19 protein-coding genes are annotated in these 22,143 nt (G+C 63.2%); 11 read left to right on the top strand and 8 right to left on the bottom strand.

Annotated features, from left to right (window positions below; all coding sequences use genetic code 11):
- Positions 1–91 precede the first annotated feature (91 nt).
- The 3 genes from lspA to PSUB009319_RS07670 form a co-directional block, all read right to left on the bottom strand.
- Positions 92–625 (bottom strand): signal peptidase II, encoded by a 534-nt coding sequence (gene lspA / locus PSUB009319_RS07680; protein ID WP_124381629.1) that lies wholly within the window; start codon positions 623–625, stop codon positions 92–94.
- Complete coding sequence (gene ileS / locus PSUB009319_RS07675) at positions 625–3,513, bottom strand: isoleucine--tRNA ligase (RefSeq protein WP_124381628.1); 2,889 nt, start codon at positions 3,511–3,513, stop codon at positions 625–627. Before ileS ends, lspA begins: the two co-directional genes overlap by 1 nt.
- Before the next feature lie 102 nt (positions 3,514–3,615).
- Complete coding sequence (locus PSUB009319_RS07670; protein WP_124381627.1) at positions 3,616–4,614, bottom strand: bifunctional riboflavin kinase/FAD synthetase; 999 nt, start codon at positions 4,612–4,614, stop codon at positions 3,616–3,618.
- A 221-nt stretch (positions 4,615–4,835) separates the two neighbouring features.
- Between PSUB009319_RS07670 and PSUB009319_RS07665 the strand changes: the two genes are divergently transcribed.
- The gene (locus tag PSUB009319_RS07665) at positions 4,836–6,668 is read left to right on the top strand and encodes a hybrid sensor histidine kinase/response regulator (protein WP_124381626.1); all 1,833 of its coding nucleotides are present in this window, start codon (positions 4,836–4,838) and stop codon (positions 6,666–6,668) included.
- A 52-nt stretch (positions 6,669–6,720) separates the two neighbouring features.
- On the opposite strand, the gene PSUB009319_RS07660 is transcribed toward PSUB009319_RS07665, so the two are convergent.
- The gene (locus PSUB009319_RS07660; RefSeq protein WP_124381625.1) at positions 6,721–7,386 is read right to left on the bottom strand and encodes a response regulator transcription factor; all 666 of its coding nucleotides are present in this window, start codon (positions 7,384–7,386) and stop codon (positions 6,721–6,723) included.
- A 402-nt stretch (positions 7,387–7,788) separates the two neighbouring features.
- Here PSUB009319_RS07660 and purN point away from each other — a divergent pair, with 402 nt between their 5' ends.
- From purN to nadC, 7 genes are all read left to right on the top strand, one after another.
- Positions 7,789–8,439 carry a phosphoribosylglycinamide formyltransferase gene (gene purN / locus PSUB009319_RS07655; protein ID WP_124381624.1) on the top strand — a complete coding sequence of 217 codons (651 nt, stop codon included), beginning with the start codon at positions 7,789–7,791 and terminating at the stop codon, positions 8,437–8,439.
- On the top strand, positions 8,436–9,836 hold the full coding sequence (locus tag PSUB009319_RS07650) for an RsmB/NOP family class I SAM-dependent RNA methyltransferase (protein ID WP_124381623.1): 1,401 nt from the start codon (positions 8,436–8,438) through the stop codon (positions 9,834–9,836). The genes purN and PSUB009319_RS07650 overlap by 4 nt, the downstream gene beginning before the upstream one ends.
- Positions 9,833–10,402: a phospholipase D family protein gene (locus PSUB009319_RS07645; protein WP_124381622.1), complete on the top strand. Its 570-nt coding sequence runs from the start codon at positions 9,833–9,835 to the stop codon at positions 10,400–10,402. Before PSUB009319_RS07650 ends, PSUB009319_RS07645 begins: the two co-directional genes overlap by 4 nt.
- A gap of 25 nt (positions 10,403–10,427) precedes the next feature.
- Positions 10,428–11,795 (top strand): mechanosensitive ion channel family protein, encoded by a 1,368-nt coding sequence (locus tag PSUB009319_RS07640; RefSeq protein ID WP_124381621.1) that lies wholly within the window; start codon positions 10,428–10,430, stop codon positions 11,793–11,795.
- 369 nt (positions 11,796–12,164) lie between these two features.
- The gene (locus tag PSUB009319_RS07635) at positions 12,165–13,355 is read left to right on the top strand and encodes an acyl-CoA desaturase (RefSeq protein WP_124381620.1); all 1,191 of its coding nucleotides are present in this window, start codon (positions 12,165–12,167) and stop codon (positions 13,353–13,355) included.
- A gap of 188 nt (positions 13,356–13,543) precedes the next feature.
- Positions 13,544–14,692: a quinolinate synthase NadA gene (nadA, locus tag PSUB009319_RS07630; RefSeq protein ID WP_124381619.1), complete on the top strand. Its 1,149-nt coding sequence runs from the start codon at positions 13,544–13,546 to the stop codon at positions 14,690–14,692.
- Positions 14,689–15,588, top strand: a complete 900-nt coding sequence (nadC, locus tag PSUB009319_RS07625; protein WP_124381618.1) for a carboxylating nicotinate-nucleotide diphosphorylase — start codon at positions 14,689–14,691, stop codon at positions 15,586–15,588. Before nadA ends, nadC begins: the two co-directional genes overlap by 4 nt.
- A gap of 76 nt (positions 15,589–15,664) precedes the next feature.
- Here the strand turns inward: nadC and nadB are convergent, their stop codons facing one another.
- From nadB to radC, 4 genes are all read right to left on the bottom strand, one after another.
- Positions 15,665–17,266 (bottom strand): L-aspartate oxidase, encoded by a 1,602-nt coding sequence (gene nadB, locus PSUB009319_RS07620; protein WP_124381617.1) that lies wholly within the window; start codon positions 17,264–17,266, stop codon positions 15,665–15,667.
- A gap of 178 nt (positions 17,267–17,444) precedes the next feature.
- Complete coding sequence (gene rpmG / locus PSUB009319_RS07615; RefSeq protein WP_003262397.1) at positions 17,445–17,615, bottom strand: 50S ribosomal protein L33; 171 nt, start codon at positions 17,613–17,615, stop codon at positions 17,445–17,447.
- Positions 17,616–17,628: 13 nt separating this feature from the next.
- Entirely contained in the window at positions 17,629–17,862 is a 234-nt protein-coding gene (gene rpmB, locus PSUB009319_RS07610; RefSeq protein WP_004631999.1) for a 50S ribosomal protein L28, read from the bottom strand.
- A gap of 180 nt (positions 17,863–18,042) precedes the next feature.
- Positions 18,043–18,717: a DNA repair protein RadC gene (gene radC / locus PSUB009319_RS07605; protein ID WP_124381616.1), complete on the bottom strand. Its 675-nt coding sequence runs from the start codon at positions 18,715–18,717 to the stop codon at positions 18,043–18,045.
- A gap of 118 nt (positions 18,718–18,835) precedes the next feature.
- On the opposite strand from radC, the gene PSUB009319_RS07600 reads away from it, so the two are divergent.
- The 3 genes from PSUB009319_RS07600 (at position 18,836) to PSUB009319_RS07590 (ending at position 21,976) form a co-directional block, all read left to right on the top strand.
- Positions 18,836–19,324, top strand: a complete 489-nt coding sequence (locus PSUB009319_RS07600; protein ID WP_124381615.1) for a peptidylprolyl isomerase — start codon at positions 18,836–18,838, stop codon at positions 19,322–19,324.
- A 2-nt stretch (positions 19,325–19,326) separates the two neighbouring features.
- Positions 19,327–20,313: a 4-hydroxy-3-methylbut-2-enyl diphosphate reductase gene (gene ispH / locus PSUB009319_RS07595; protein ID WP_124381614.1), complete on the top strand. Its 987-nt coding sequence runs from the start codon at positions 19,327–19,329 to the stop codon at positions 20,311–20,313.
- 454 nt (positions 20,314–20,767) lie between these two features.
- Positions 20,768–21,976, top strand: a complete 1,209-nt coding sequence (locus PSUB009319_RS07590; protein ID WP_124381613.1) for a branched-chain amino acid ABC transporter substrate-binding protein — start codon at positions 20,768–20,770, stop codon at positions 21,974–21,976.
- Positions 21,977–22,143 lie beyond the last annotated feature (167 nt).

The raw sequence follows: 22,143 nt of genomic DNA, 5'->3' as shown, positions 1-22,143 counted from the left end.
GAACCCATGCCCATGATTCCCAGGCGAAAAAAATGCCAGTCAGCGCTTAACTGACTGGCATGCTTCGCCGGGCGAGGATTTGAGTGGACGATCAGCGCCGCACGCGCCGCAGCTCATCAATGATCAGCAGCACCGCGCCGATCGTGATGCCGCAGTCCGCCACGTTGAAGGCGGGCCAGTGGTAGCTGTGCAGGTAGAAATCCAGAAAGTCCACCACGTGGCCGTAGATCACGCGGTCGATCACATTGCCCAGCGCACCACCAAGAATCAGCGCCAGCGCAAAGCAGAACATCTTCTGCCCGCTGTGCCGCTTGAGCAGCCAGATGATGAACAGGGCCGCCGCCACGCCCAGCGCCGTGAAGAACCAGCGCTGCCAGCCGCCCGCCGCCGCCAGGAATGAGAACGCCGCGCCCTTGTTGTAGGCCAGTACCAGGTTGAAGAACCCGGTGATGGGGCGCGACTCGCCATAGGTGAAGGTCTTGAGGATGGCGACCTTGGTCAACTGGTCAAGCAGGATCCAGATGACGGCCAGGCCGAGCCACGGGCCCAGCCCATGACCGCCGCCGCTACCGCTTTTCTTCAACCCGACTGACGACTTGCTCTTGCCATTGTTGCGAGTGGCCATCAGGCAGCGCTCCGTTGTTCACCGGCGCCGAACAGGTTGTCGGTGCAGCGCTTGCAAATGGTCGGGTGGGCCGCGTCGTGGCCGACGTCGGCGCGGTAGTGCCAGCAGCGCTCGCATTTGGCATGGGCGGACGGCACCACGCTGATGAGCAGGTCGCCGCCTTCCGGCGCGCGCTCGAGCTTGGCCGCCGACGTGATCAGCACGAAGCGCAGATCGTCGTTGAGGGTTGCCAGAGCGTCGTACACCGTGTCGCCCGCCGCCACGGTCACTTCCGCCTGCAGCGACGAGCCGATCTTGCCGTCAACGCGCAACGTTTCCAGTTGCTTGGTCACTTCGCCGCGCACGTCGCGGATGGCGGCCCATTTTTCCAGCAGGGCGCTCGCGCCTTGCGGCAGCGGGGCGTCGTAGTAGGTGCTGGTGAAGATGGTGTCGGTGTGTTCCGTGCCGTGCGCGAACACCTGCCACGCCTCTTCGGCCGTGAACGACAGGAACGGCGCCATCCAGTGCAGCATCGCCTGGGTGATGTGGTACAGCGCGTTCTGCGCCGAGCGGCGCGCCACGGAATCGGGCGCCGTGGTGTACAGGCGATCCTTCAGCACGTCGAGGTAGAAGCCGCCCAGGTCTTCCGAGCAGAACGTCTGCAGCTTGGCGACCACCGGGTGGAATTCGTACACGTCGTAGTGCGACAGCACTTCCTTCTGCAGCGCGTCCGTCAGCGCGACGGCGTAGCGGTCGATTTCGAGCCATTGCTCGGTCGGCAGGGCATGCTTGGCGTGATCGTAGTCCGTCAGGTTGGCGAGCAGGAAGCGCAGCGTGTTGCGGATGCGGCGGTAGCCCTCCACCACGCGCTTGAGGATCTCGTCCGAGATGGCGAGTTCGCCCGAGTAGTCGGTTGAGGCCACCCACAGGCGGATGATCTCCGCGCCCATCTTGTTGGCGATTTCCTGCGGTGCGATCGTGTTGCCGATCGACTTGGACATCTTGCGGCCCTCTCCGTCCACCGTGAAGCCGTGCGTGAGCAGGCCCTTGTAAGGCGGCTTGCCGTACAGCATCGAGGCGGTCAGCAGCGACGAATGGAACCAGCCGCGGTGCTGATCGGAGCCTTCCAGATACAGATCGGCCAGGCGACCATCGGGCAGGTCGGCCGAGGCGTCGTACAGGTCAGCCGCGTGCGAGCCGCGGATGACGTGCCAGTGCGTCGTGCCCGAGTCAAACCACACGTCGAGCGTGTCGCGGTTTTTCTCGTACATGTCGGCCCCATCGTCGCCCTCGCCGAGCAGTTCGCGCGGGTCGAGTGTCTGCCACGCTTCGATGCCGCTCTTTTCAATGCGCTGGGCCACCTGCTCCAGCAGCTCGGGCGTGCGCGGGTGCAGTGCGCCGGTTTCCTTGTGCACGAAGAAGGCCATCGGCACGCCCCATTGGCGCTGGCGCGAGAGCGTCCAGTCCGGGCGGTTGGCGATCATGTTGTGCAGGCGCTGCTTGCCCCACGACGGGTAGAACGCGGTGGCATCGATGCCGGCCAGCGCAGTCTCACGCAGCGTGGCGTTGCCGTCGTTGGGCTGCACGTCCATCCCCGCGAACCACTGCGAGGTGGCGCGGTAGATGATCGGCGTCTTGTGGCGCCAGCAGTGCATGTAGCTGTGCGCGTACTTGTGGGCGTCAAACAGGTTGCCCGATTCGCGCAGCACTTCAACGATCTTCGGGTTGGCATCCCAGATCATCTGGCCGCCGAACAGCGGCAGCGTGGCTGCGTACACGCCGTTGCCCATCACCGGGTTGATGATGTCGGCGTCGGGCATGTTGTGCGCCTTGCACGACTGGAAGTCTTCCACGCCGTAGGCGGGCGCGGAGTGGACGATGCCGGTGCCAGTATCCGTGGTTACGTAGTCGCCCAGGTAGACGGGCGAGGTGCGGTCGTAGCCGGCGTCCATCTTGGCCAGCGGATGGTGGAAGCGCACGCCATTGAGCGCCGCGCCTTCACACGTGGCCAGCACGGTGCCCTCGAGCTTCCAGCTCTGCAGGCAAGCTTCGACGCGCTCCTTGGCAACGATCACGAGCCCGCGCGGCGTGTCAACCAGCGCGTATTCGATTTCCGGGTGCAGGTTCAGCGCCTGGTTGGACGGGATCGTCCACGGCGTGGTGGTCCAGATCACGATCCAGCCCGGCTTCGCCTTGAGCACATCGGCGCCCACGTGAAAGGCGCTGGCCAGCGCGTCGATATCGGCAAATGGGAAGCCGACGTCGATCGACAGGTCCGTGCGGTCCGCGTATTCGACTTCCGCTTCGGCCAGCGCCGAGCCGCAATCAAAGCACCAGTTGACCGGCTTCAGGCCGCGGAAAACGTAGCCTTTTTCCAGGATCTTGCCCAGCGCGCGAACCTCATCCGCTTCGTTGCGGAAGTTCATGGTCAGGTACGGATCGGCCCAGTCGCCCAGCACGCCCAGGCGCTCGAAGTCCACCTTCTGGCGGGCGATCTGCCCGGTGGCGTAGGCACGCGCCTTCTCTTGCACTTCCTTGACGGGCAAGCCCTTGCCGAACTGCTTCTCGATCTGGATTTCGATCGGCATGCCGTGGCAATCCCAGCCCGGCACGTACACCGCGTCAAGCCCGGTCAGGCCGCGCGACTTGATCACCATGTCCTTGAGGATCTTGTTGACCGCATGGCCGATGTGCAGGTCGCCATTGGCGTACGGCGGGCCATCGTGCAGGATGAATTTCTTCGCGCCCTTGCGCGCGGCGCGGATCTTCTTGTAGAGCTGCTTGTCCTGCCATTGCTTGACCCATTGCGGCTCGCGCTTGGGCAAGTCGCCGCGCATGGGGAAGGGGGTGTCCAGCAGGTTGACCGGGTACTTGCTCTTCTCCGGCGTGGGCTTCTTGGAATCGGACATGGTGTGATGTGGGGCAGATACGGGCAAATCGGATCAGGACAGCGCGCCCACAGTGCAGGGCGCGTGCGCGGCGTAGCTTCGGGCGGCGAGTGCGTCAGCCGCCTACTGAATTCGGTCGGTGGCCGAAGTGGCAAAGTCGCGCCGCAGTGCGGGCGATTCGCCGGCCGGCGGAATCGGCAAACCGAAGAAGTTGCGCGCGCCGATGCAGTCCTGCGCGATGGCATCCTTGAGCGCATCCAGCGAATCGTAGCGGGCCTCGTCGCGCAGCTTCTTCATGAATTCGACGCGGACCAGTTTGCCGTAGACGCTGGCGTGGTAATCGAAGATGTGCACTTCCAGCAGCACGCGGCCGGAGTCGTCCACGGTCGGGCGCACGCCAATGCTGGCCACAGCCGGCAGCGGTTTCTCGGCCAGTCCGTGCACTTGCACGACAAAGATGCCCGCCACTGCCGGCTTGCGGTGCGAAATGCGCAGATTCAGCGTCGGGAAGCCCAGCGAGCGGCCGAGCTTCTGGCCGTGCACCACGTGTCCGCTGATGGCGTAACCGTGGCCGAGCAGGCGGCGCGCGTGTTCCAAATCACCGGCAGCCAGCGCTTCGCGCACGGCCGAGCTGGAGATGCGGATGCCGGATTCCGAGACCGAGCCCATCTGCTCGACCTCGAAGCCGAACTGGGCGCCGGCGGCCTCCAGGTAAGCGAAATCGCCCGCGCGCTTGGCGCCAAAGCGGAAGTCATCGCCCACCAGCAGCCAGCGTGTGTGCAGGCCATCGACCAGCACGTTGCGCACGAATTCTTCCGGCGTCTGTCCGGCGAAATGCGCGTTGAAATGCTCCACGACCACGCGGTCGACACCCTGGCGGCGCAGGCTTTCCAGCTTGTCGCGCAGCAATGCAATGCGGGCGGGCGCACGGTCCGGCATAAAGAACTCGCGCGGATGCGGCTCAAACGTCATCACCGTGAGCGGCAACCCGCGTGCGTCGGCCGCCGCGCGTGCGCGGGCCAGCAGAGACTGGTGCCCGCGGTGCACGCCGTCGAAGTTGCCGATGGTCAACGCGCAGGGCGCGCGACTCTCGGCGTTGGGCAGGCCGCGAAAGACTTTCACGAGAAGCGTCGGTGGTCGAGGAAAAGAGAAGTGCGTTTTTGTACTGGATTGGCGTGGCAGCCGGCCAGAATCCAGCAAAACGCACATTATATAAGGGATTGCCCCATCCCCGGCGGGTCGGAGAAGGATGAGTCCGGGTGTTGCGCAATCGTCCGAACGGTGCGCCCGCACGGTGCATGCTTGCGGCACAATCCGGTATCCGGTTTCTTTTCCGCATCCCCTTGAACGCATCGTTGCGCCTTTTTTTTGCCAAGTTCGGGCTCGCCAGCCGCGCGCCTCTTGAGCTGGACGCCCGGGCCAAGCTGCTTGCCGCCGTGCATCGCGGGGCGCCCATGGGAATCGCCGCCTCGGTCGTCTTGCCCGCCCTGACGGTGGCGGCCTTCTGGGGGGCGTCCAATCGCCCGGTGCTGCTGGGCTGGTGCCTGATCATGCTGTGCCTGACGGCGTCGGGCCTGCGTTTCTATTTCGGTTACCGCTACGACCTGACCCGCATGACGCTGGCCGCGCACACCCGCAAGTGGTGGACGGGCATGCACGTCATGTCGGCCGTGGGCGGCGTGGCGTGGGGTTGCTCGGCGGGGTTGTATCTGATGTCGCCGTCGCTGGAGTTCAGCAGTTTGCTGATGATCGTCATCATTGGCGTGGCGGCGGCGGCCGTGCTGTCGCAAGCGCCGGTGCCGTCCAGCCTGCTGATCCTCGGGACGGGCATTCTGGCGCCGCACTTTGTGCTGGCCGATCAGGCGTTTCCGGGGCATGGGTTGTACCTGCGCGGTGTGCTTTTGTTCTTTGGGGCGCTGCTGGCGCGGCATGCGGTAAACATCCACAACACGCTGGTGCGCGAAATCCAGCTTGAGAACGAGAGCCGTCAGTTGGCGCGCCGCTATCAGGATGAAAAGCAGCGCGCGCTGTCGGCATCGGAAGAAAAATCGCGCTTCCTGGCCGCGGCCAGCCACGACTTGCGCCAGCCGGTGCACGCGATCGTGCTGCTTGTCGAGGCGCTGCGCGCGCGTAATCAATCCGAATCGCTGGCGCCGCTGGTGGAGCAGTTGGCCTCGGGCGCAGCGACCATTGATCTGCTGTTCCGCTCGCTGCTGGATCTGTCAAAGCTGGAGAGCCGCAAGACCTCGCCGACGCTGGAGCCGGTGGATCTGGGCGAGGTCATCACTGAAGTTGTCCAGCAATTCATGCCGGACGCGCGCGCCAAGGGGCTGACGCTTACGCAGCGTATTCCGCCGCTACCGGTATTCGGAATGGCCGAGCCGGTGCTGCTGCGCCGGGCGCTGTTCAACCTGCTGCAGAACGCGTTGCGCTACACCGAGCGTGGCGGCGTGATGGTGGCGCTGCGGGTGCGTCAGAAGCATCTGCGTATCGAAGTGTGGGATACCGGCATCGGCATCGCGCCGGAGCACCAGAAAGATATCTTCTCAACGTACTACCAGGTCGAAAACCCCGAGCGCGATCCGAGCCAGGGCCTGGGCTTGGGCCTGTCGATCTATAAGGAATGCGTGCGTCTGCTGCGCGGCACCTTTGGCGTGCGTTCAGTCCCGGGGCGCGGTTCGATGTTCTGGATGGCGCTGCGGCCGGTGCCGGCTGAAATCAAGGCGCCGCTGGCTACGCAGCCGCGTGCCGAGCAAAAGCGTGCGGTGCTGGATCAGCCGCGCTTCTCGGGCGTGGTGCTGGTGGTGGACGACGATCCGCAGATCCGCAAGGCTTGGCACGCGCTGCTTGAAGCGTGGGGCGTGGAAGTCCACAGCGCCGCAGATGGCCGCTCCGCAGAGCAACTGCTTGCCCGCGGCATGCGCCCGCAGATCATCTTCTGCGACCTGCGTCTGCCGGGTGAAGAAGATGGCTTGCAATTGCTCGAACGCTGGCAGGTCAGCCACCCCGATGCACACGCCGTGCTGCTGACAGGCGATCGCAATTCTGCCGCCTTGGCGCGCGCGGAAGAGGCCGGCTATCTGCTGCTGGCCAAGCCGATGGACCCGAACATGCTGCGCGTGTTGCTCAAGCGCTGGCTGCGCGGCCGCTCAGCCGAGCCGCAAGTCGCCTTCTAAGACTGAGGAAGAGGTAAAACGGCGCCGTCACTGCGGCGCCGGAATGTTCAGATCAGGCCGCGCCCGTCAGGCGGAAGCGTTCCATGCGCGAGATGATCTGGATGCGCGTGCGCACACCCAGCCGCTGCAGAATCGCCGAGACGTGTTCCTTGACGGTGTTTTCCGTCAGGCCCAACTGGCGCGCGATCGACTTGTTCGGCAGGCCTTCAAGCAGCAGCGCCAGCACCGAGCCCTGACGCGGCGTCAGTCCCAGTTCTGCCGGTGTGATGGGGATGCCATGCGAGGCGCCGCCCTTGCCATTGGTGCCGCCCATATCGTCTTCCGACGGGAATGACGCATCGCCGCCAAAGATACCGGCCACGGCCTTGGAGAATGCATGCGCATCGGCGTGCTTGCCGATAAAGCCGATGGCGCCCAGGGCCTGGGCCTTGGCGACAATTTCCGGCGTGTTTTCAGCCGACATGAAGGCAAAGCGTGCCTCTGGCAGCCGGCCGCGCAATTCGCGCATGGCATCGAAGCCGGTGCAATCGGATAGCCACACGTCCAGCAGCACGACGTCCGGGCGGACGCCTTCTTCGACCAGCGCCAGCGCCTGGCGGCGGCCAATGGCCGCGTGCACCTGGACTTCGGGCAAGGCGTGTGCAAGAAACGTGGTCGTGCCAGACAAGGCGAGAGGGTGGTCGTCGACCACCAGCAGGCTACGCAGCGAGCTCGTCATTCTTATTCCCCGGTGAGGGCAGTGCCCTCTTGTTGTTGTACGCGTGTCGACCCGGCGCGGGCGATGGACGATGGGCCGGGTGTATCACCCTGTGCCGATCTGCCGTCACGGTTATCGCCGCACGATGTTGCAGCGCGGGATGAACGGAAGCTGGATATGCGTCGGCTCATCGCTGGCTGCCCACCCGACCCCTCGGGAGCGCGGACAATTATGGTGCTGAGATTATCAGAGCGCGCCAAAGCACGCCAACGGTTGCTCCTTCCTTTTGCCGGCGCGGCAGGGTTTTTGCTGACGCGCGTCGGCAAAATGCCACGGTGGCCATAAAAGCGCCCGTGGCATGGCCGCGCAGGCATCGCACCCGATTTTCTCGGGGAACTGCGGCGCACTTGATAAAATGCCGCGATGAAAAATATCGTCATTCTCATTTCCGGGCGCGGCTCCAATATGGAAGCCATCGTCCGCGCCTGTCAGACCGAAGGTTGGCCGGGACGCATTGCCGCCGTCATTTCTAATCGGCCCGATGCGGCAGGACTTAAGTTTGCCGCTTCGCACGGCATTGCCACTGCGGTGGTCGACCACAAGGCTTTTCCCGATCGCGACAGCTTTGACGCCGCCCTGGCGCAGGTTGTCGACGGCTTTTCGCCCGATCTGGTGGTGCTGGCCGGCTTCATGCGTATCCTCACGCCGGGCTTTGTCAAGCGTTATGCCGGGCGCATGCTGAATATCCATCCATCGCTGCTGCCGTGCTTCCCTGGGCTGCATACGCACGAGGCCGCGCTGGCCATGGGCGTGAAGGTGCATGGCGCGACGGTGCATTTCGTCACCGCTGACCTGGACCACGGCCCGATCGTGCTGCAGGCCATCATCGATGTGCGTCAGGACGACACGCCGGATTCGCTGGCCGGCCGGCTGCTGTCGCAAGAGCACATGATCTACCCGCGTGCCGTGCGCTGGTTTGTGGAAGGGCGGCTGTCGATTGAACACGGTGTTGTGCGCGTCTCGCCAGATGTGTCGCAGCTTGTGATTGGCGTCAGCGCCCGGGAGGCAGCATGAGTCAGGATCGTCAGCGTTCGCGCGGCAATGGAAGCGGTGGGTCGAGCAACAAGCGCGCAGGTTCAGGTTCGGGTGGAGGGGGCTGGTATCGGGCGCCGCAGGGCAGGCCCGCGCCCCGCAGCACGCCGCGTCCTCGCACGGGCGTGCACGGCAGCCATCTGGAGCATCTGGACAAGGTGCTTGCGCGCCTGCTGCACTTTGCGGCACCGGCCGACATGGTCGTCAGCCAGTACTTCCGCGAGCACCACGAACTGGGCCACCGCGAGCGCGGCATCATCGCCGAGGCGGCATTTGCCGTGCTGCGCCGCAAGGTGGAATTCGGCCAGTTTGCCGAGAGCGGCACCGGCCCGGCACGCCGCCGCCTGGCGTTGCTTGGCCTGCTGCAAACCGCCGGCCGCGAGGCCATCGCCCCATTCCTGAACCCGGCCGAAGCCGAATGGCTGGATCGCTGGGAGAACCGCGATCGCGCCGCACTGGCGGCCCGCGTGCGCGCCAACTTGCCCGACTGGCTGTTCGACGCGCTGGTCGCGCAGCATGGCGCTGACTTTACCGAGGCCTTGGCACAAGCCTGGCTGACCCCGGCGCCGCTGGATTTGCGCGTGAACACGCTCAAGGGCGAGCGCGAAGCCGTGCTTGCCACGCTGGCCGAAGCGGGTATCGAAGGCGCTGCGGCGCCACTGTCGCCAGTGGGCATCCGTCTGGCGGGCAAACCGGCGCTGAACAAGCTCGACATCTTCACCAACGGTACGGTCGAAGTGCAGGACGAGGGCAGCCAACTGCTGTGTCAGTTGCTCGCGCCCAAGCGCAGCGAAATGGTGGTCGATTTCTGCGCGGGCGCGGGCGGCAAGACGCTGGCGATTGGCGCGGCGATGCGTTCGACGGGACGGTTGTATGCCTTTGACGTGTCGGAAAAACGCCTGTCGAACCTCGGCCCGCGCCTGGCGCGCAGCGGCCTGTCGAACGTGCATCCGGGCCGCATCGACAGCGAGCACGACGCCAAGGTCAAACGCCTGGCCGGCAAGATTGATCGGGTGCTGGTTGACGCGCCGTGCAGCGGCTTGGGCACGCTGCGCCGCAATCCGGATCTGAAGTGGCGCCAGTCGGCGCAGGCCGTGGAAGAAATGTCGGCCAAGCAGTTGTCGATCCTGACGTCGGCGGCGCGGCTGTTGAAGCCGGGTGGCCGCCTGGTCTATGCAACCTGCAGTGTGCTGGCGCGTGAGAACCAGCAGGTGGTGGAGCAGTTCCTGGCCGCGCATGAAGACTTCGTGCTCGTGCCCGCCGGTGAGGTGCTGGCCACGCAGAAGATCGCGCTGGATATGGGGCCCTACCTGGAGCTGTATCCGCACGTGCACCAGACCGACGGCTTTTTCGCGGCCGTGCTGGAGCGCCGCGCATGATGGTGCGGCGACTGGGTTTGGCGCTGGCCGCATGGCTGGCGCTTGCGCTGAGCGGCGTTGCGCTGGCGCGCAGCACACCGCCGGTGCAGCCGGCCCAGGGCACGGTGCAGGCAGCCTTCACGCCCGATGACGACATCGAAGGGTTGCTGGCCGAGGCCATCGATCAGGCGCGCGAGCAGGTGTTGGTGCAGGCGTATCTGCTGTCGAACAAGGCGATCACGCGTGCGTTGCTGGCGGCGCATCAGCGTGGCGTCGATGTTCGTGTGCTGGCCGATCGTGGCCAGATGACACGCTCCGGTGGCAGCCGCGTCCCCGAGGTCGCCAATGCGGGCATCCCTGTCTGGCTGGAGGTGCGCTACAAGAACGCGCACAACAAGGTCATCGTGATCGACGCGCGCGGCGCGCATCCGGTGCTCGTCACCGGCAGCTTCAACTTTACGCAGACCGCGCAGCGCGGCAATGCCGAGAACGTGCTCATCGTGCGCGGCGACGCTGATCTCGCCCAGCGCTATGCCGCCAACTGGCAGAAGCATGCGGGAGATGCGCTGCCTTATCGGACCCAATAAGGGCTCGCAATAACCGGCTACGCCAATGAACGGATTGCCGCTGAACCTCAGTCACATCGCGCTGGGCCACATGATCGAGGACATCGTCTCCGATCTGGGGGGGCCGCGCTTTATCTGGCAACTGGGCGTGCTCGCGCTGGTGTTGGCGGCCGCCTGGCTGATCGCGCGGCCGATTTCGCGGCGCTTGCATACGGCGCATGTGAACGACACGTTCGCCCTGCGGTTTGCCTGGTCGAGCCTGGAGCGGGCGATGTTCCCGTTGATCGGTTGGCTGCTGGTGGTGGGTGCACGCTATGCCCTGATCGGTACCATGCCGATCAGCGTGTTCCCGCTGGCTGCGGTGCCGCTGTTCGGCTTGGCGATTCTCTATCTTGGGTTCTACGTGCTGCGCCGGGTGTTGTCGGCCAACGGCGAGCTGCACGGCATGCTGGTCGTGGCCGAGCGCGTGCTGACCACGCTGATGTGGATTGGCATGGTGCTCTACGTGCTGGGCGTGTTGGGCGATGTGGTCGACTACCTCGACGGCATCCGCTTTGCGCTGGGCGGCAAGCAGAAGGTGAGCCTGGCCGCCATGCTGATGGGCGTGGTGTGGATTCTCATCACCGTGCTCGTTGCGATGTGGTTCGGCTCGTGGCTGGACAGCCGCATTACGCGTGCTTCGGCCATTGACGCCAATCTGAAGGTGGTGCTGTCGCGCGTGACCAAGGCAGTGCTGCTGCTGGTGTCGCTGCTGCTGAGTCTGTCGCTGGTGGGTATCGACCTGACGGTGCTGTCCGTGTTTGGCGGCGCGCTGGGTGTGGGCTTGGGCTTTGGCCTGCAGAAGATTGCCAGCAATTACGTGTCGGGCTTCATCATCCTGCTTGAGCGCTCGCTCAAGCTGGGCGACCAGATCACGGTCAGCACCTACACCGGCATCGTCACCCAGATCCGCACACGCTACACCGTGGTGCGCAACGGCGACGGCGATACGCTGGTGCCAAATGAGCTGATGGTCGCGCAGGCGGTGCAGAACCATAATGAGCGCGGCACCGTGCGCGTGGCAGTGCGCGTGCAGGCGTCGTATGCGGCCGACCCGGAAACGGTGCTGGCGTTGCTGGTGCGTTGCGCCCAGGGCGTCCCTCGTGTACTGAACGAGCCAGCTCCCGCCGCTTTCATGGCGCTGTTTGGCGATAGCGGCATCGAGTACGAACTGGGTGTGTGGATCAGTGATCCGCACAACGGCAAGCTGGGTGTGCAGTCTGATTTGAACCGTGCAATCTATCGCCGCTTCAAGGAAGCCGGCATCGAGATTCCGTATCCGCAACGCGAAGTGCGTGTACTGGGGCCGCTGGCGCTGCAGCAGGGCGCTTCGGGTGATGCGGCGGTCTCATCCAATGCCTCCGCGCCGGCTTAGCACACCTTTTGATGGAACGGTGCGGGCTTGTCTGAGGTCAAATTTGCGGTTTTCCCCCATGGAATAGAGGGGGTATTCAGTTAAAATGCTGGATGCTCCCACACAGGATCAGACGGTCGGTCGCAAAGGCTTAGCCCTTGCGACAAAGCACCGCGAACGCCTTGTATTGCGCAGGGGCGGAGGTCATATGATTGGCGGCTGGAAGCTCGCCGATGTGACGCGCAAGCCGGGTGCCAACACCCGAATCCCCGCCAACACGACCCCATTGTCGTAACGCTGCGACAGCGGATGGCCTCAAGAGGCAGCACGTCCTGATCGATTGACGGGCCCAGGCTGCTTTGATCACCCGAGTTGACCACGGAGAACACTTTGATCGACTCCTTTCTGACTTTCCTTGCCAACGGCACCCTGGATTGGGCCTGGTGGCAAATCCTGATTTTCACGCTGGTGGTGACCCATATCACCATCGCCAGCGTCACGATCTTTTTGCACCGTTGCCAAGCGCACCGGGCACTCGATCTGCACCCGATTCCCGCGCACTTCTTCCGTTTCTGGCTGTGGCTGACCACCGGCATGGTCACCCGTGAATGGACTGCCATTCACCGTAAGCACCACGCCAAGTGCGAAACCGAAGACGATCCGCACAGCCCGCAAACGCGCGGCATCCGCAAGGTGCTGCTCGAAGGGGCCGAGTTGTATCGCGCCGAGGCCAAGAATCAGGAAACCATCCAGAAGTTCAGCCATGGCACCCCGGACGACTGGATCGAGCACAACCTGTATTCCAAGTTCACGTGGCAAGGCGTCGGCCTGATGCTGATCCTGGACGTGCTGATGTTCGGCGCGGTTGGCCTGACGGTGTGGGCGGTGCAGATGCTGTGGATCCCGATCCACGCTGCCGGCATCATTAACGGCCTGGGCCACTACTGGGGCTATCGCAACTTTGATTGCGAAGACGCATCGACCAACGTGTCGCCGTGGGGCATCATCATCGGCGGCGAAGAACTGCACAACAATCACCACACGTATGCCACGTCGGCCAAGTTCTCGGTCAAGTGGTACGAGTTCGATATCGGCTGGGGCTACATTCGCGCGCTGGAGATCGTCGGCTTGGCGAAGGTCAAGAAAGTGGCGCCCAAGGCACGTTTTGTCGATGCAAAGCCGGTGGACCAGAACACGCTGGAAGCCATCATCGCCAACCGCTACGATGTGATGGCGCGCTACGCCAAGGCGGTCAAGGCGGCTTACCGTGAAGAACTGGCCAAGCTGAAGGAGTCGCGCGACGTTGAATACCGTGCGCTGAAGCCGGCCCGCAAGTGGTTCCACCGTGACGAGGCCAAGCTGGGCGCGCCGCAGCGCGAGCAGCTCTCGCAGATCGTGTCAGACCATTCGGCGCTGCACACCTTTGTTGAGATGCGTCGCGAACTGGGCGCATTGTGGGGCCGTTCGAACGCCACCCGCGAACAACTGCTGCATCAACTCCAGGAGTGGTGCAAGCGCGCTGAGGAAAGCGGCATCCATGCACTGCAGGAATTTGCTGTTCGCCTGCGCCGTTACGCCTGAGTGTCTTGTTTCATAGGTGAAGCCCCGCTCCGCAGCGGGGCTTTTCTTTTGGGTAAACTGCATCCAGTTCACATTTTTAATACGCCGCGACAAAGCATCGCGGTGCAAGTCCTCCTCACACACCGTCCGTTTCATTGTCGCGTCAGCGTTTCGACGCCTTAGCACCTCGAACGGACGGGGAGACCATCATGGAAACCCACATCAAGACGGTTGAATTCGAGCGCCCGGATATGCTCGCCGAGGCGCAATCTGGCGCCAGTTGTGTCGCACACGCCTGGGCCAAGGTGCCGCCGGTCCTGTCGCGCGAGGAACGCGACGAATTGAAGGCCCGCATCAAGCGCCTGCTCAAGGAGCGCGAGGCTGTGCTGGTTGCGCACTACTACGTCGATGCTGATCTGCAGGATTTAGCCGAGGAGACTGGCGGCTGCGTGTCCGACTCACTGGAGATGGCGCGCTTTGGGCGTGACCACTCGGCCAAGACGCTGATCGTGGCGGGCGTGCGCTTCATGGGCGAGACCGCCAAGATTCTCAGCCCTGAAAAGACCGTGCTGATGCCGGACCTGGACGCGACGTGCTCATTGGATCTGGGCTGCCCGCCAGACGAATTCGCGGCGTTTTGCGACGCGCATCCAGACCGCACCGTGGTCGTCTACGCTAACACCAGCGCCGCCGTGAAGGCGCGTGCAGACTGGATGGTGACGTCCTCCATCGGCCTGAAGATCGTTCAGCACTTGCACGCGCAGGGAAAGAAGATCCTGTGGGCGCCTGACCGCCATCTCGGCAGCTACATCCAGAGGCAGACCGGCGCCGACATGCTGATGTGGCAGGGCTCGTGCCTGGTGCACGACGAGTTCAAGGGCGTGGAGCTGGACCTGCTGCGCGCAGAGCATCCGGACGCGAAGATCCTCGTGCATCCGGAATCGCCCGAATCGGTGGTGGCTCAGGCGGATGTGGTCGGCTCGACTTCGCAGTTGATCTCGGCGGCGCAGTCGCTGTCTGCGCAGGAATTCATCGTCGCGACCGACAACGGCATTCTGCACAAGATGCGCATGGCTGCACCGGGCAAGCGCTTCATCGAGGCACCGACCGCCGGCAACGCCGCTACCTGCAAGAGCTGCGCGCATTGCCCGTGGATGGCGATGAACGCGCTGACCAATCTTGCTGAGGTGCTGGAAACCGGCCGTAACGAAATCCACGTCGATCCGGCTCTCGGTAAGCAAGCCGTCGTCTGCATCGACCGCATGCTCGACTTCGCCGCGCATGAGAAAGCCGCGGTTCGCCCCCAAGGTGAACTGGCCGCCAACGCACAACTCTTCCAAGGAATCGGTCCGGCATGACGGCAACCCAGATGAACGCGATGAGTTCTACCACTGCGGCTCAGGCGATTTTCGACAGCTTCGGCCCCGCGCTGCGCGAGGCGCTGGCTGCCAACGTGGCCGCCGCGATTGCCGAGGATGTCGGCACAGGTGACCGCACTGGCTTGCTGATTCCCGCCGATCGCCATGCGCGCGCGCGCGTCATCGTGCGAGAGAGCGCCGTGCTGTGCGGCACGCCCTGGTTTGACGCTTGCATGCACGCCGTTGACCCGGCGTTGCGCGTGACTTGGCGCCAGCACGAAGGCGAACGGATGACGCCCGATTCAGTGGTGTGCGAGGTCGAAGGTCCAGCGCGTTCGTTGCTGACCGCCGAGCGCCCGTCGCTGAATTTCCTTCAGCTGCTCTCGGGCGTGGCGAGCGCGACATCGCGTTACGCCGAAGTTATCGCCGGGACGCGCGCCCGCGTGCTGGACACGCGCAAGACGCTGCCGGGCCTTCGGCTGGCGCAGAAGTACGCCGTGCGCATCGGCGGCGGCGAGAACCAGCGCCTGGCGTTGTACGACGGCATTCTCATCAAGGAAAACCACATCGCAGCGGCGGGTGGCGTGACGGCGGCCCTGCGTGCAGCGCAGGCGCTGAGCGCCGGCGTGACGATCCAGGTTGAGGTGGAAACGCTTGCTCAGCTCGATGAAGCGTTGGCAGCGGGTGCCACGTCCGTGCTGCTCGACAACTTCGAGCCGCCCGCGATGCGCGAGGCAGTGCGCCTGACCGCGGGCAGGGCGTTGCTGGAGGTGTCCGGTGGCGTGAACATCGACACGATCCGCGCGTTTGCCGAGACCGGCGTGGACCGCATCTCCGTCGGTGCGCTCACGAAGGACGTGCGCGCGACCGACTTCTCTCTTCGGATTATCGAGTAATCATGTGTTGAACCTGCTCGCGATCCGTAGCATCGCAGTGCCAAGATCGGGCCGCGCAGCAGGATCGTGAATGGGTTCAGTGTTTTCGTGCGATCTGCCGATGGGTCGGCTGCATGACCGTCGGCAGTGCCTTGGGTAGCGTCTCGGGGTAGTCGCGCGAGAAATGCAGGCCGCGGCTCTCGTGCCGCGACAGCGCGCTGTCGACGATCAGCGAGGCGGCTTCCACGAGGTTGCGCAGCTCCAGCAGATCGTGACTCACGCGGAAGTTGGCGTAGTACTCGGAAATTTCTTCGCGCAGCAAGGCAATGCGGTGCTGTGCGCGTTCGAGCCGCTTGTTCGTACGCACGATGCCGACGTAGTTCCACATCATGCGGCGCAGCTCGTCCCAGTTGTGCGAGACGACGACTTCCTCATCGGCATCGGTCACGCGGCTCTCATCCCACGCTGGAATCTGTACCGACGTCGGCCTCGACTGCGGTTGTGCGAGGATATCTTCCGCCGCGCCGCGCCCGATCACCATGCACTCCAGCAGAGAATTGCTCGCCAGCCGGTTAGCGCCGTGCAGGCCGGTGTAGGCCGTCTCGCCCACGGCGTACAGGCCGGCAATATCCGTGCGGCCAAGGTGGTCGGTCACCACACCGCCGCACGTGTAATGGGCGGCCGGCACCACTGGAATCGGCTGGCGCGTGATGTCAATGCCCAGCTCCAGGCAGCGCGCCATGATGGTCGGGAAGTGTTCCTTCAGGAACTCCGGGCTCTGGTGACTGATGTCCAGATAGACGCAGTCCAGACCGCGCTTCTTCATCTCAAAGTCGATGGCGCGAGCGACGATATCGCGCGGGGCCAGCTCAGCGCGCTCATCGTGCGCGGGCATGAAGCGCGTGCCATCGGGCAAGATCAGCTTGCCGCCTTCGCCACGCACGGCTTCGGTAATCAGGAACGATTTGGCGAACGGGTGGTACAGACACGTCGGGTGGAACTGGATGAACTCCATGTTCGCCACGCGGCAGCCCGCGCGCCACGCCATGGCGATGCCGTCGCCGCTGGCCGTATCCGGGTTCGTTGTGTAGAGGTAGACCTTGCCTGCGCCGCCAGTGGCCATCACGGTGTGGCTGGCGGTGAGCGTCTTGACGTGGCCAGAGGCAATGTCGAGCACGTACAAGCCATGGCAGCGCATGCCCGGCTGGCCTAGCTTCGCGTCGGTAATCAGGTCGATCGCAAAGTGGTCTTCCAGCAGCGTGATATTCGGGTGATTGCGTACCTTTTCCACCAGCGTGGTCACCACGGCATGGCCGGTGGCATCTGCTGCGTGGATGATCCGCCGGTGGCGGTGCCCACCTTCACGCGTGAGGTGGAAGCCGAGTTCGGCCTGTTCGTCGCGCGTGAAAGGCACACCATGGCCGATCAGCCATTCGATGGCCGAACGCCCGTTCTCGACGATGTAGCGCGTGGCCGCTTCATCACACAAGCCGGCGCCGGCAATGAGCGTGTCGTCGACATGCTCATCATGGCTGTCGCCCGAATCGAGCACGGCGGCAATGCCACCCTGAGCCCAATCGCTGGCGCCTTCCGGCAGGCTGCGTTTGCTGATGACGACCACACGGCGGTGATCGGCGAGGTGCAGGGCGACGGTCAGGCCCGCCAGGCCGCTGCCGACGACGGCAACATCGAAATTCATGGGAGACGCAGGATGTTGGGCAGACGCGGCTGCGTGCTAACACAGTCGCGTGTCAATCGGAAAGATGAGCAGTGTACACCGCAGCTTGCGCCGAACAGCAGGCAACAAAAAACCCGCCTTGAAGCGGGTTTTTGTTGTCGGTCGTGCCGACGGAAACAAGCCAGAGCAATCTGAAGGATTACTTGATCTTGGTTTCCTTGTAAGCGACGTGCTTGCGGGCGACGGGATCGAACTTCATGATCTCCATCTTTTCCGGCTTGGTGCGCTTGTTCTTGGTGGTCGTGTAGAAATGACCCGTACCTGCGGTCGATTCCAGCTTGATCTTGTCGCGTCCGCCTTTGCTGGCCATGATTAACTCCTAATTAGACTTCGCCGCGTGCGCGCAGGTCCACGAGCACTTCGTCGATGCCTTTTTTATCGATCAGGCGCAGACCGGCGTTCGAGACGCGCAGGCTCACCCAGCGGTTTTCGGATTCGACCCAGAAGCGGCGGTTCTGCAGGTTCGGCAGAAAACGGCGCTTGGTCTTGTTGTTTGCGTGGGAAACGTTATTGCCGACCATCGGCGCTTTCCCGGTCACTTGACAGACGCGTGCCATGGAGCACTCCTAACTAAATTCGTTGGCTACAGTTTGCGACCGGGCGCCTGGACCAAAACCAAGCGCAGCGCCACTGTAGAGGTGGGACTTCAGCGAAACGCGGATTATACACACAAAACTGCTGGCAAATCAACGAGTTCAGCGGAGTACTGTTGGGCGACGCGCGATGCGGCGTCGGCACTACATTTTGCCATGCTCCAAGAAGCCATAGACGCTGGTCTGACCCACGATCATGTGATCCAAAACCGTCACGTCGAGCATGGCCAGCGCGCGACATAGTTCATGCGTCAGGACGACATCGGATTCACTGGGTTCGGTGCTGCCGGTGGGGTGATTGTGGGCGAGGATCACCGCTGCTGCATTGTGGTGAAGAGCGCGCTTGGCAATTTCGCGTGGGTAGACGCGCGCTTCCGTCAGTGTGCCGCGAAAGAGTTCTTCCCAGGCGATCAGCCGATGCCTTACATCTAGAAAGAGGCAAGCGAAGACCTCGTGCGGGCGGTGACCGAGTGTCAGGCGCAGAAAATCCTTCACGTTTTGTGGGGATTCAAAGGTCTGGCCGTGCGCGAACTCTTCTTTCAGTGCGCGCCGGGCCACTTCCAGCAGCGCGTGGAGCTGCGCGTATTTGGCGGGGCCCATGCCATTGATCGATGAGAACTCCTGTTGTGACGCATGGCACAGCCGCCCCAGGGAACCAAAGTGCGTGAGCAGTTCGCGCGCGAGGTCGACAGCGCTTTTGCCCGGCATGCCTACGCGCAGGAAGATGGCCACCAGTTCCGCATCGGAGAGCACCGCGGGGCCGTGGGCGAGGAGTTTTTCACGCGGCCGCTCATGCGCGGGCCAGTCAACGATTGCCATAAGGTTGATCAAAGAGAAAAAAGCCCTATTGATATAGGTGCGGCGGGCGCCGCGCCTGCGGCTGCAGGGAGGGCTGACGTACAATAACGGGTTACTTTTTTGGTCAAGCAGGTTGAGCGTGCAAAATTTGGTGAACGGGGCGTCCGCGGCGACGCCAAGCGATGCAGGCAAGGTGGTTGGCCCGGATTCGTTTCTGACGCTGCATTACCGCATCGCGATGGAAAACGACACGGATATCGTCACCACCTTCGACGACAAGCCGGCCACGCTGCTGCTCGGCCAAGGCCAACTGGCACCGACGCTGGAGCAAGCGCTACTCGGTATGCACGAGGGTGAGCGCACGACGTTCCGCCTGGCGCCCGAGCATGCGTTCGGCCCACGCAATCCGGAGTTGCTGCAGCGCGTGTCGCTGGCCACGCTGCGCGAGAATTCCTCGTTCGAAGAGGATTACCAGCCGGGCGACCTGGTTGAATTCAACGCGCCGAGCGGAGGCAAATACGCTGGCGTGCTCAAGGAAGTCGGTGAGACTTCCGCGCTGTTCGACTTCAACCACCCGCTGGCCGGCCAGACCATCGTGTTTGAAGTTCAGTTGATCGGCATTCTCTAACTATGCGCAACGCTGTGAATGGCCCGCTCGATTCCCGCACTGATCCTGTCACCCAGGCCGACGCCGAGGTTTTGCTGGCACAGCCGCGCGGCTTCTGCGCCGGCGTGGACCGTGCCATCGAAATTGTCGAGCGGGCGCTGGAGTTGTTTGGTGCGCCCATCTACGTGCGCCACGAGATCGTGCACAACGCCTATGTAGTCAGCGATCTGCGCAATAAGGGCGCGGTCTTCGTGCAGGAACTCGACGATGTGCCGGTGGGCGGCACCGTCATCTTCAGTGCGCATGGTGTGTCGCGTGCGGTGCGCGAGGCGGCGGAGGCCCGCGGCCTGCGCGTGTTCGATGCAACGTGCCCGCTGGTGACCAAGGTGCACGTCGAAGTGTCGAAGATGCGCGCGCAGGGCTTTGAGATCATCATGATTGGCCACAAGGGGCACCCCGAAGTGGAGGGCACGATGGGTCAGGCCAATGACGGCATGCTGCTGGTGGAGTCCGTCGACGATGTCGCGCACCTTGTGGTGAACGATCCGACGCGCCTGGCTTACGTGACACAGACGACGTTGTCGGTGGACGAGACGCAGGAAATCGTGGCGGCCATCAAGGCGCGCTTTCCGTCCGTGCACGAGCCAAAGAAGCAGGACATCTGCTATGCGACGCAGAACCGCCAGGACGCTGTGAAGTTCATGGCGCCGCAAGTGGAAGTGGTGATCGTGGTTGGCAGCCCGAACAGCTCGAACTCGAACCGCCTGCGCGAACTGGCGGAAAAGCTGGGCGTGCCCGCCTATATGGTGGATACGCCCGAGCAGGTGAGGCCCGAATGGGTGGCCGGCAAGCGCCGCGTGGGCCTGACTGCGGGCGCTTCGGCACCGGAAGAGCTGGCTCAATCAATCGTCGATCGGCTCAAGGTGTTGGGTGCGCGTACCGTGCGTCCGCTGGATGGCATCCAGGAAAACATGTCTTTCCCCCTTCCGAGGGGTCTTCAAATCAGTTGAACATCTTTATGTAAATGCCCACTTAAAAGTGCACGAAAACTGTGCGCCCTAAGGCGGTGCATAAAGCGCTTTTGGCGAATCAGCGGCCGCTTCTTCCGGGAGTGGCCGTTTTGTTTTGTGCATTGCAAAAACCGCTTCAATCCCGCTGACGCCTTGATTTGCCGTGAGAATCGCCCGCTGAGCCGCATGGATAGAGGGTTTCCCCTACTCTGGCATGCTTCTTGATGTACCGATTCGCCCTTCGTGAATGCCTGCGCGAAATGACGCCTGTTTGGGCATTGGGGAAAGCCCGTAAAGCGGCGTAGTTACTGCAAAAATCGTTGTTGCGACGCGTATTGCATCCGCAATAAAAGGGGATACAATTCGCGCGTTTCAAATTGAAACAATCGGCGCAGGGGGAGCGGCCGGGAGGCAGGACGCTCTTCTTGCTCTTGCGAGATCTAGGAGATCACTCATGCAAATCAAGTTTGCCAAAGTTCTGCCGCTTGCGGCTGCCGTGGCACTCGTAGCAGCTTGCGGTAAGAACGAGGAAAAGCCCGCAGACCAAGCTGCTGCACCTGCAGCAACGTCGGCTCCGGCCGCTGCTGCCGGCGGCGGCGAGACCGTCATCAAAATCGGTCACGCGGCTCCGCTTACGGGCGGTATCGCTCACCTTGGCAAAGACAACGAAAACGGTGCACGCCTGGCCGTTGAAGAAGCCAACAAGGCAGGTCTGACCATCGACGGCAAGAAGATCAAGCTGGAACTGGTCGGTGAAGACGATGCGGGCGACCCGAAGACCGGCACCGCCGTCGCGCAGAAGCTGGTTGACGAGAAGGTTGTTGCTGTCGTCGGCCACCTGAACTCGGGCGTTTCGATCCCGGCCTCGAAGATCTATAGCGATGCAGGCATCGTTCAGATCTCGCCGTCGTCGACCAACCCCGACTACACCAAGCAAGGCTTCAAGACGACCTACCGCGTGGTTGCAACCGACGCGCAGCAAGGTCCGGCACTGGCCAACTACGCCGCTAAGACCCTGGGCGCAAAGACCGTGGCCATCGTTGATGATGCGACCGCTTACGGCAAGGGCCTGGCTGACGAGTTCGAGAAGACCGCGAAGGCGGACGGCGTGAACGTCGTGGCACGTGAGGCGACCAACGACAAGGCCACCGACTTCAAGGCCATTCTGACCAAGATCAAGGGCAAGAAGCCGGACGTGATCATGTACGGCGGCATGGACGCCACCGGCGGTCCGTTCGCCAAGCAAGCCAAGGAACTGGGCATCTCGGCCAAGATCGTTGGCGGCGACGGCGTGTGTACCGACAAGGTGGCCGAACTGGCTGGTGACGCGATCGACAACATCGTCTGCTCGGAAGCGGGTCTGGCGCTGTCGAAGATGGAGAAGGGCGCAGACTTCGAGAAGAAGTACCAAGCGCGCTTCAACACGCCGGTGCAGATCTACGCTCCGTTCACGTATGACGCCGTCAACGTGGTCATCGACGCGATGAAGCGTGCCAACTCGACCGATCCGGCCAAGATCCTGGCTGCCATGCCGGCAACCAACTACAACGGCGTGATCGGCAACATCTCGTTCGACGACAAGGGTGACCTGAAGCAAGGCTCCATCACCCTGTACAACTACAAGGACAAGAAGAAGACTGTTCTTGACGTTGTGAAGATGTAATCGAAGGGTTATCCGCCCTGAAAACGGCACCGCGCCCACCCCTGCGGTGCCGTTTTTTATAGCCTAGCCAGTCACACAAGGCCCTCACCATGGGCACGTTCGGCAGGCCGCTTACCAGCAACCTCACCTTACCCATCCGATTGATCGCATACCTTGCGGGCGCGTCA

Origin of the sequence: Ralstonia sp. SET104, from assembly GCF_003851545.1 — a bacterium.
Taxonomy (GTDB): Bacteria; Pseudomonadota; Gammaproteobacteria; order Burkholderiales; family Burkholderiaceae; genus Ralstonia.
This window is presented reverse-complemented; position numbering and strand designations above follow the sequence as displayed.

Excerpts from the sequence above, each read along its gene's own strand:
- radC (WP_124381616.1), bottom strand. The coding sequence starts at position 18,717 with ATGGCAATCGTTGACTGGCCCGCGCATGAGCGGCCGCGTGAAAAACTC.
- ileS (WP_124381628.1), bottom strand. The coding sequence starts at position 3,513 with ATGTCCGATTCCAAGAAGCCCACGCCGGAGAAGAGCAAGTACCCGGTC.
- PSUB009319_RS07640 (WP_124381621.1), top strand. The coding sequence starts at position 10,428 with ATGAACGGATTGCCGCTGAACCTCAGTCACATCGCGCTGGGCCACATG.
- PSUB009319_RS07650 (WP_124381623.1), top strand. The coding sequence starts at position 8,436 with ATGAGTCAGGATCGTCAGCGTTCGCGCGGCAATGGAAGCGGTGGGTCG.
- PSUB009319_RS07590 (WP_124381613.1), top strand. The coding sequence starts at position 20,768 with ATGCAAATCAAGTTTGCCAAAGTTCTGCCGCTTGCGGCTGCCGTGGCA.
- rpmG (WP_003262397.1), bottom strand. The coding sequence starts at position 17,615 with ATGGCCAGCAAAGGCGGACGCGACAAGATCAAGCTGGAATCGACCGCA.
- ispH (WP_124381614.1), top strand. The coding sequence starts at position 19,327 with ATGCGCAACGCTGTGAATGGCCCGCTCGATTCCCGCACTGATCCTGTC.
- lspA (WP_124381629.1), bottom strand. The coding sequence starts at position 625 with ATGGCCACTCGCAACAATGGCAAGAGCAAGTCGTCAGTCGGGTTGAAG.
- rpmB (WP_004631999.1), bottom strand. The coding sequence starts at position 17,862 with ATGGCACGCGTCTGTCAAGTGACCGGGAAAGCGCCGATGGTCGGCAAT.
- nadC (WP_124381618.1), top strand. The coding sequence starts at position 14,689 with ATGACGGCAACCCAGATGAACGCGATGAGTTCTACCACTGCGGCTCAG.
- PSUB009319_RS07645 (WP_124381622.1), top strand. The coding sequence starts at position 9,833 with ATGATGGTGCGGCGACTGGGTTTGGCGCTGGCCGCATGGCTGGCGCTT.
- nadA (WP_124381619.1), top strand. The coding sequence starts at position 13,544 with ATGGAAACCCACATCAAGACGGTTGAATTCGAGCGCCCGGATATGCTC.
- nadB (WP_124381617.1), bottom strand. The coding sequence starts at position 17,266 with ATGAATTTCGATGTTGCCGTCGTCGGCAGCGGCCTGGCGGGCCTGACC.
- purN (WP_124381624.1), top strand. The coding sequence starts at position 7,789 with ATGAAAAATATCGTCATTCTCATTTCCGGGCGCGGCTCCAATATGGAA.
- PSUB009319_RS07660 (WP_124381625.1), bottom strand. The coding sequence starts at position 7,386 with ATGACGAGCTCGCTGCGTAGCCTGCTGGTGGTCGACGACCACCCTCTC.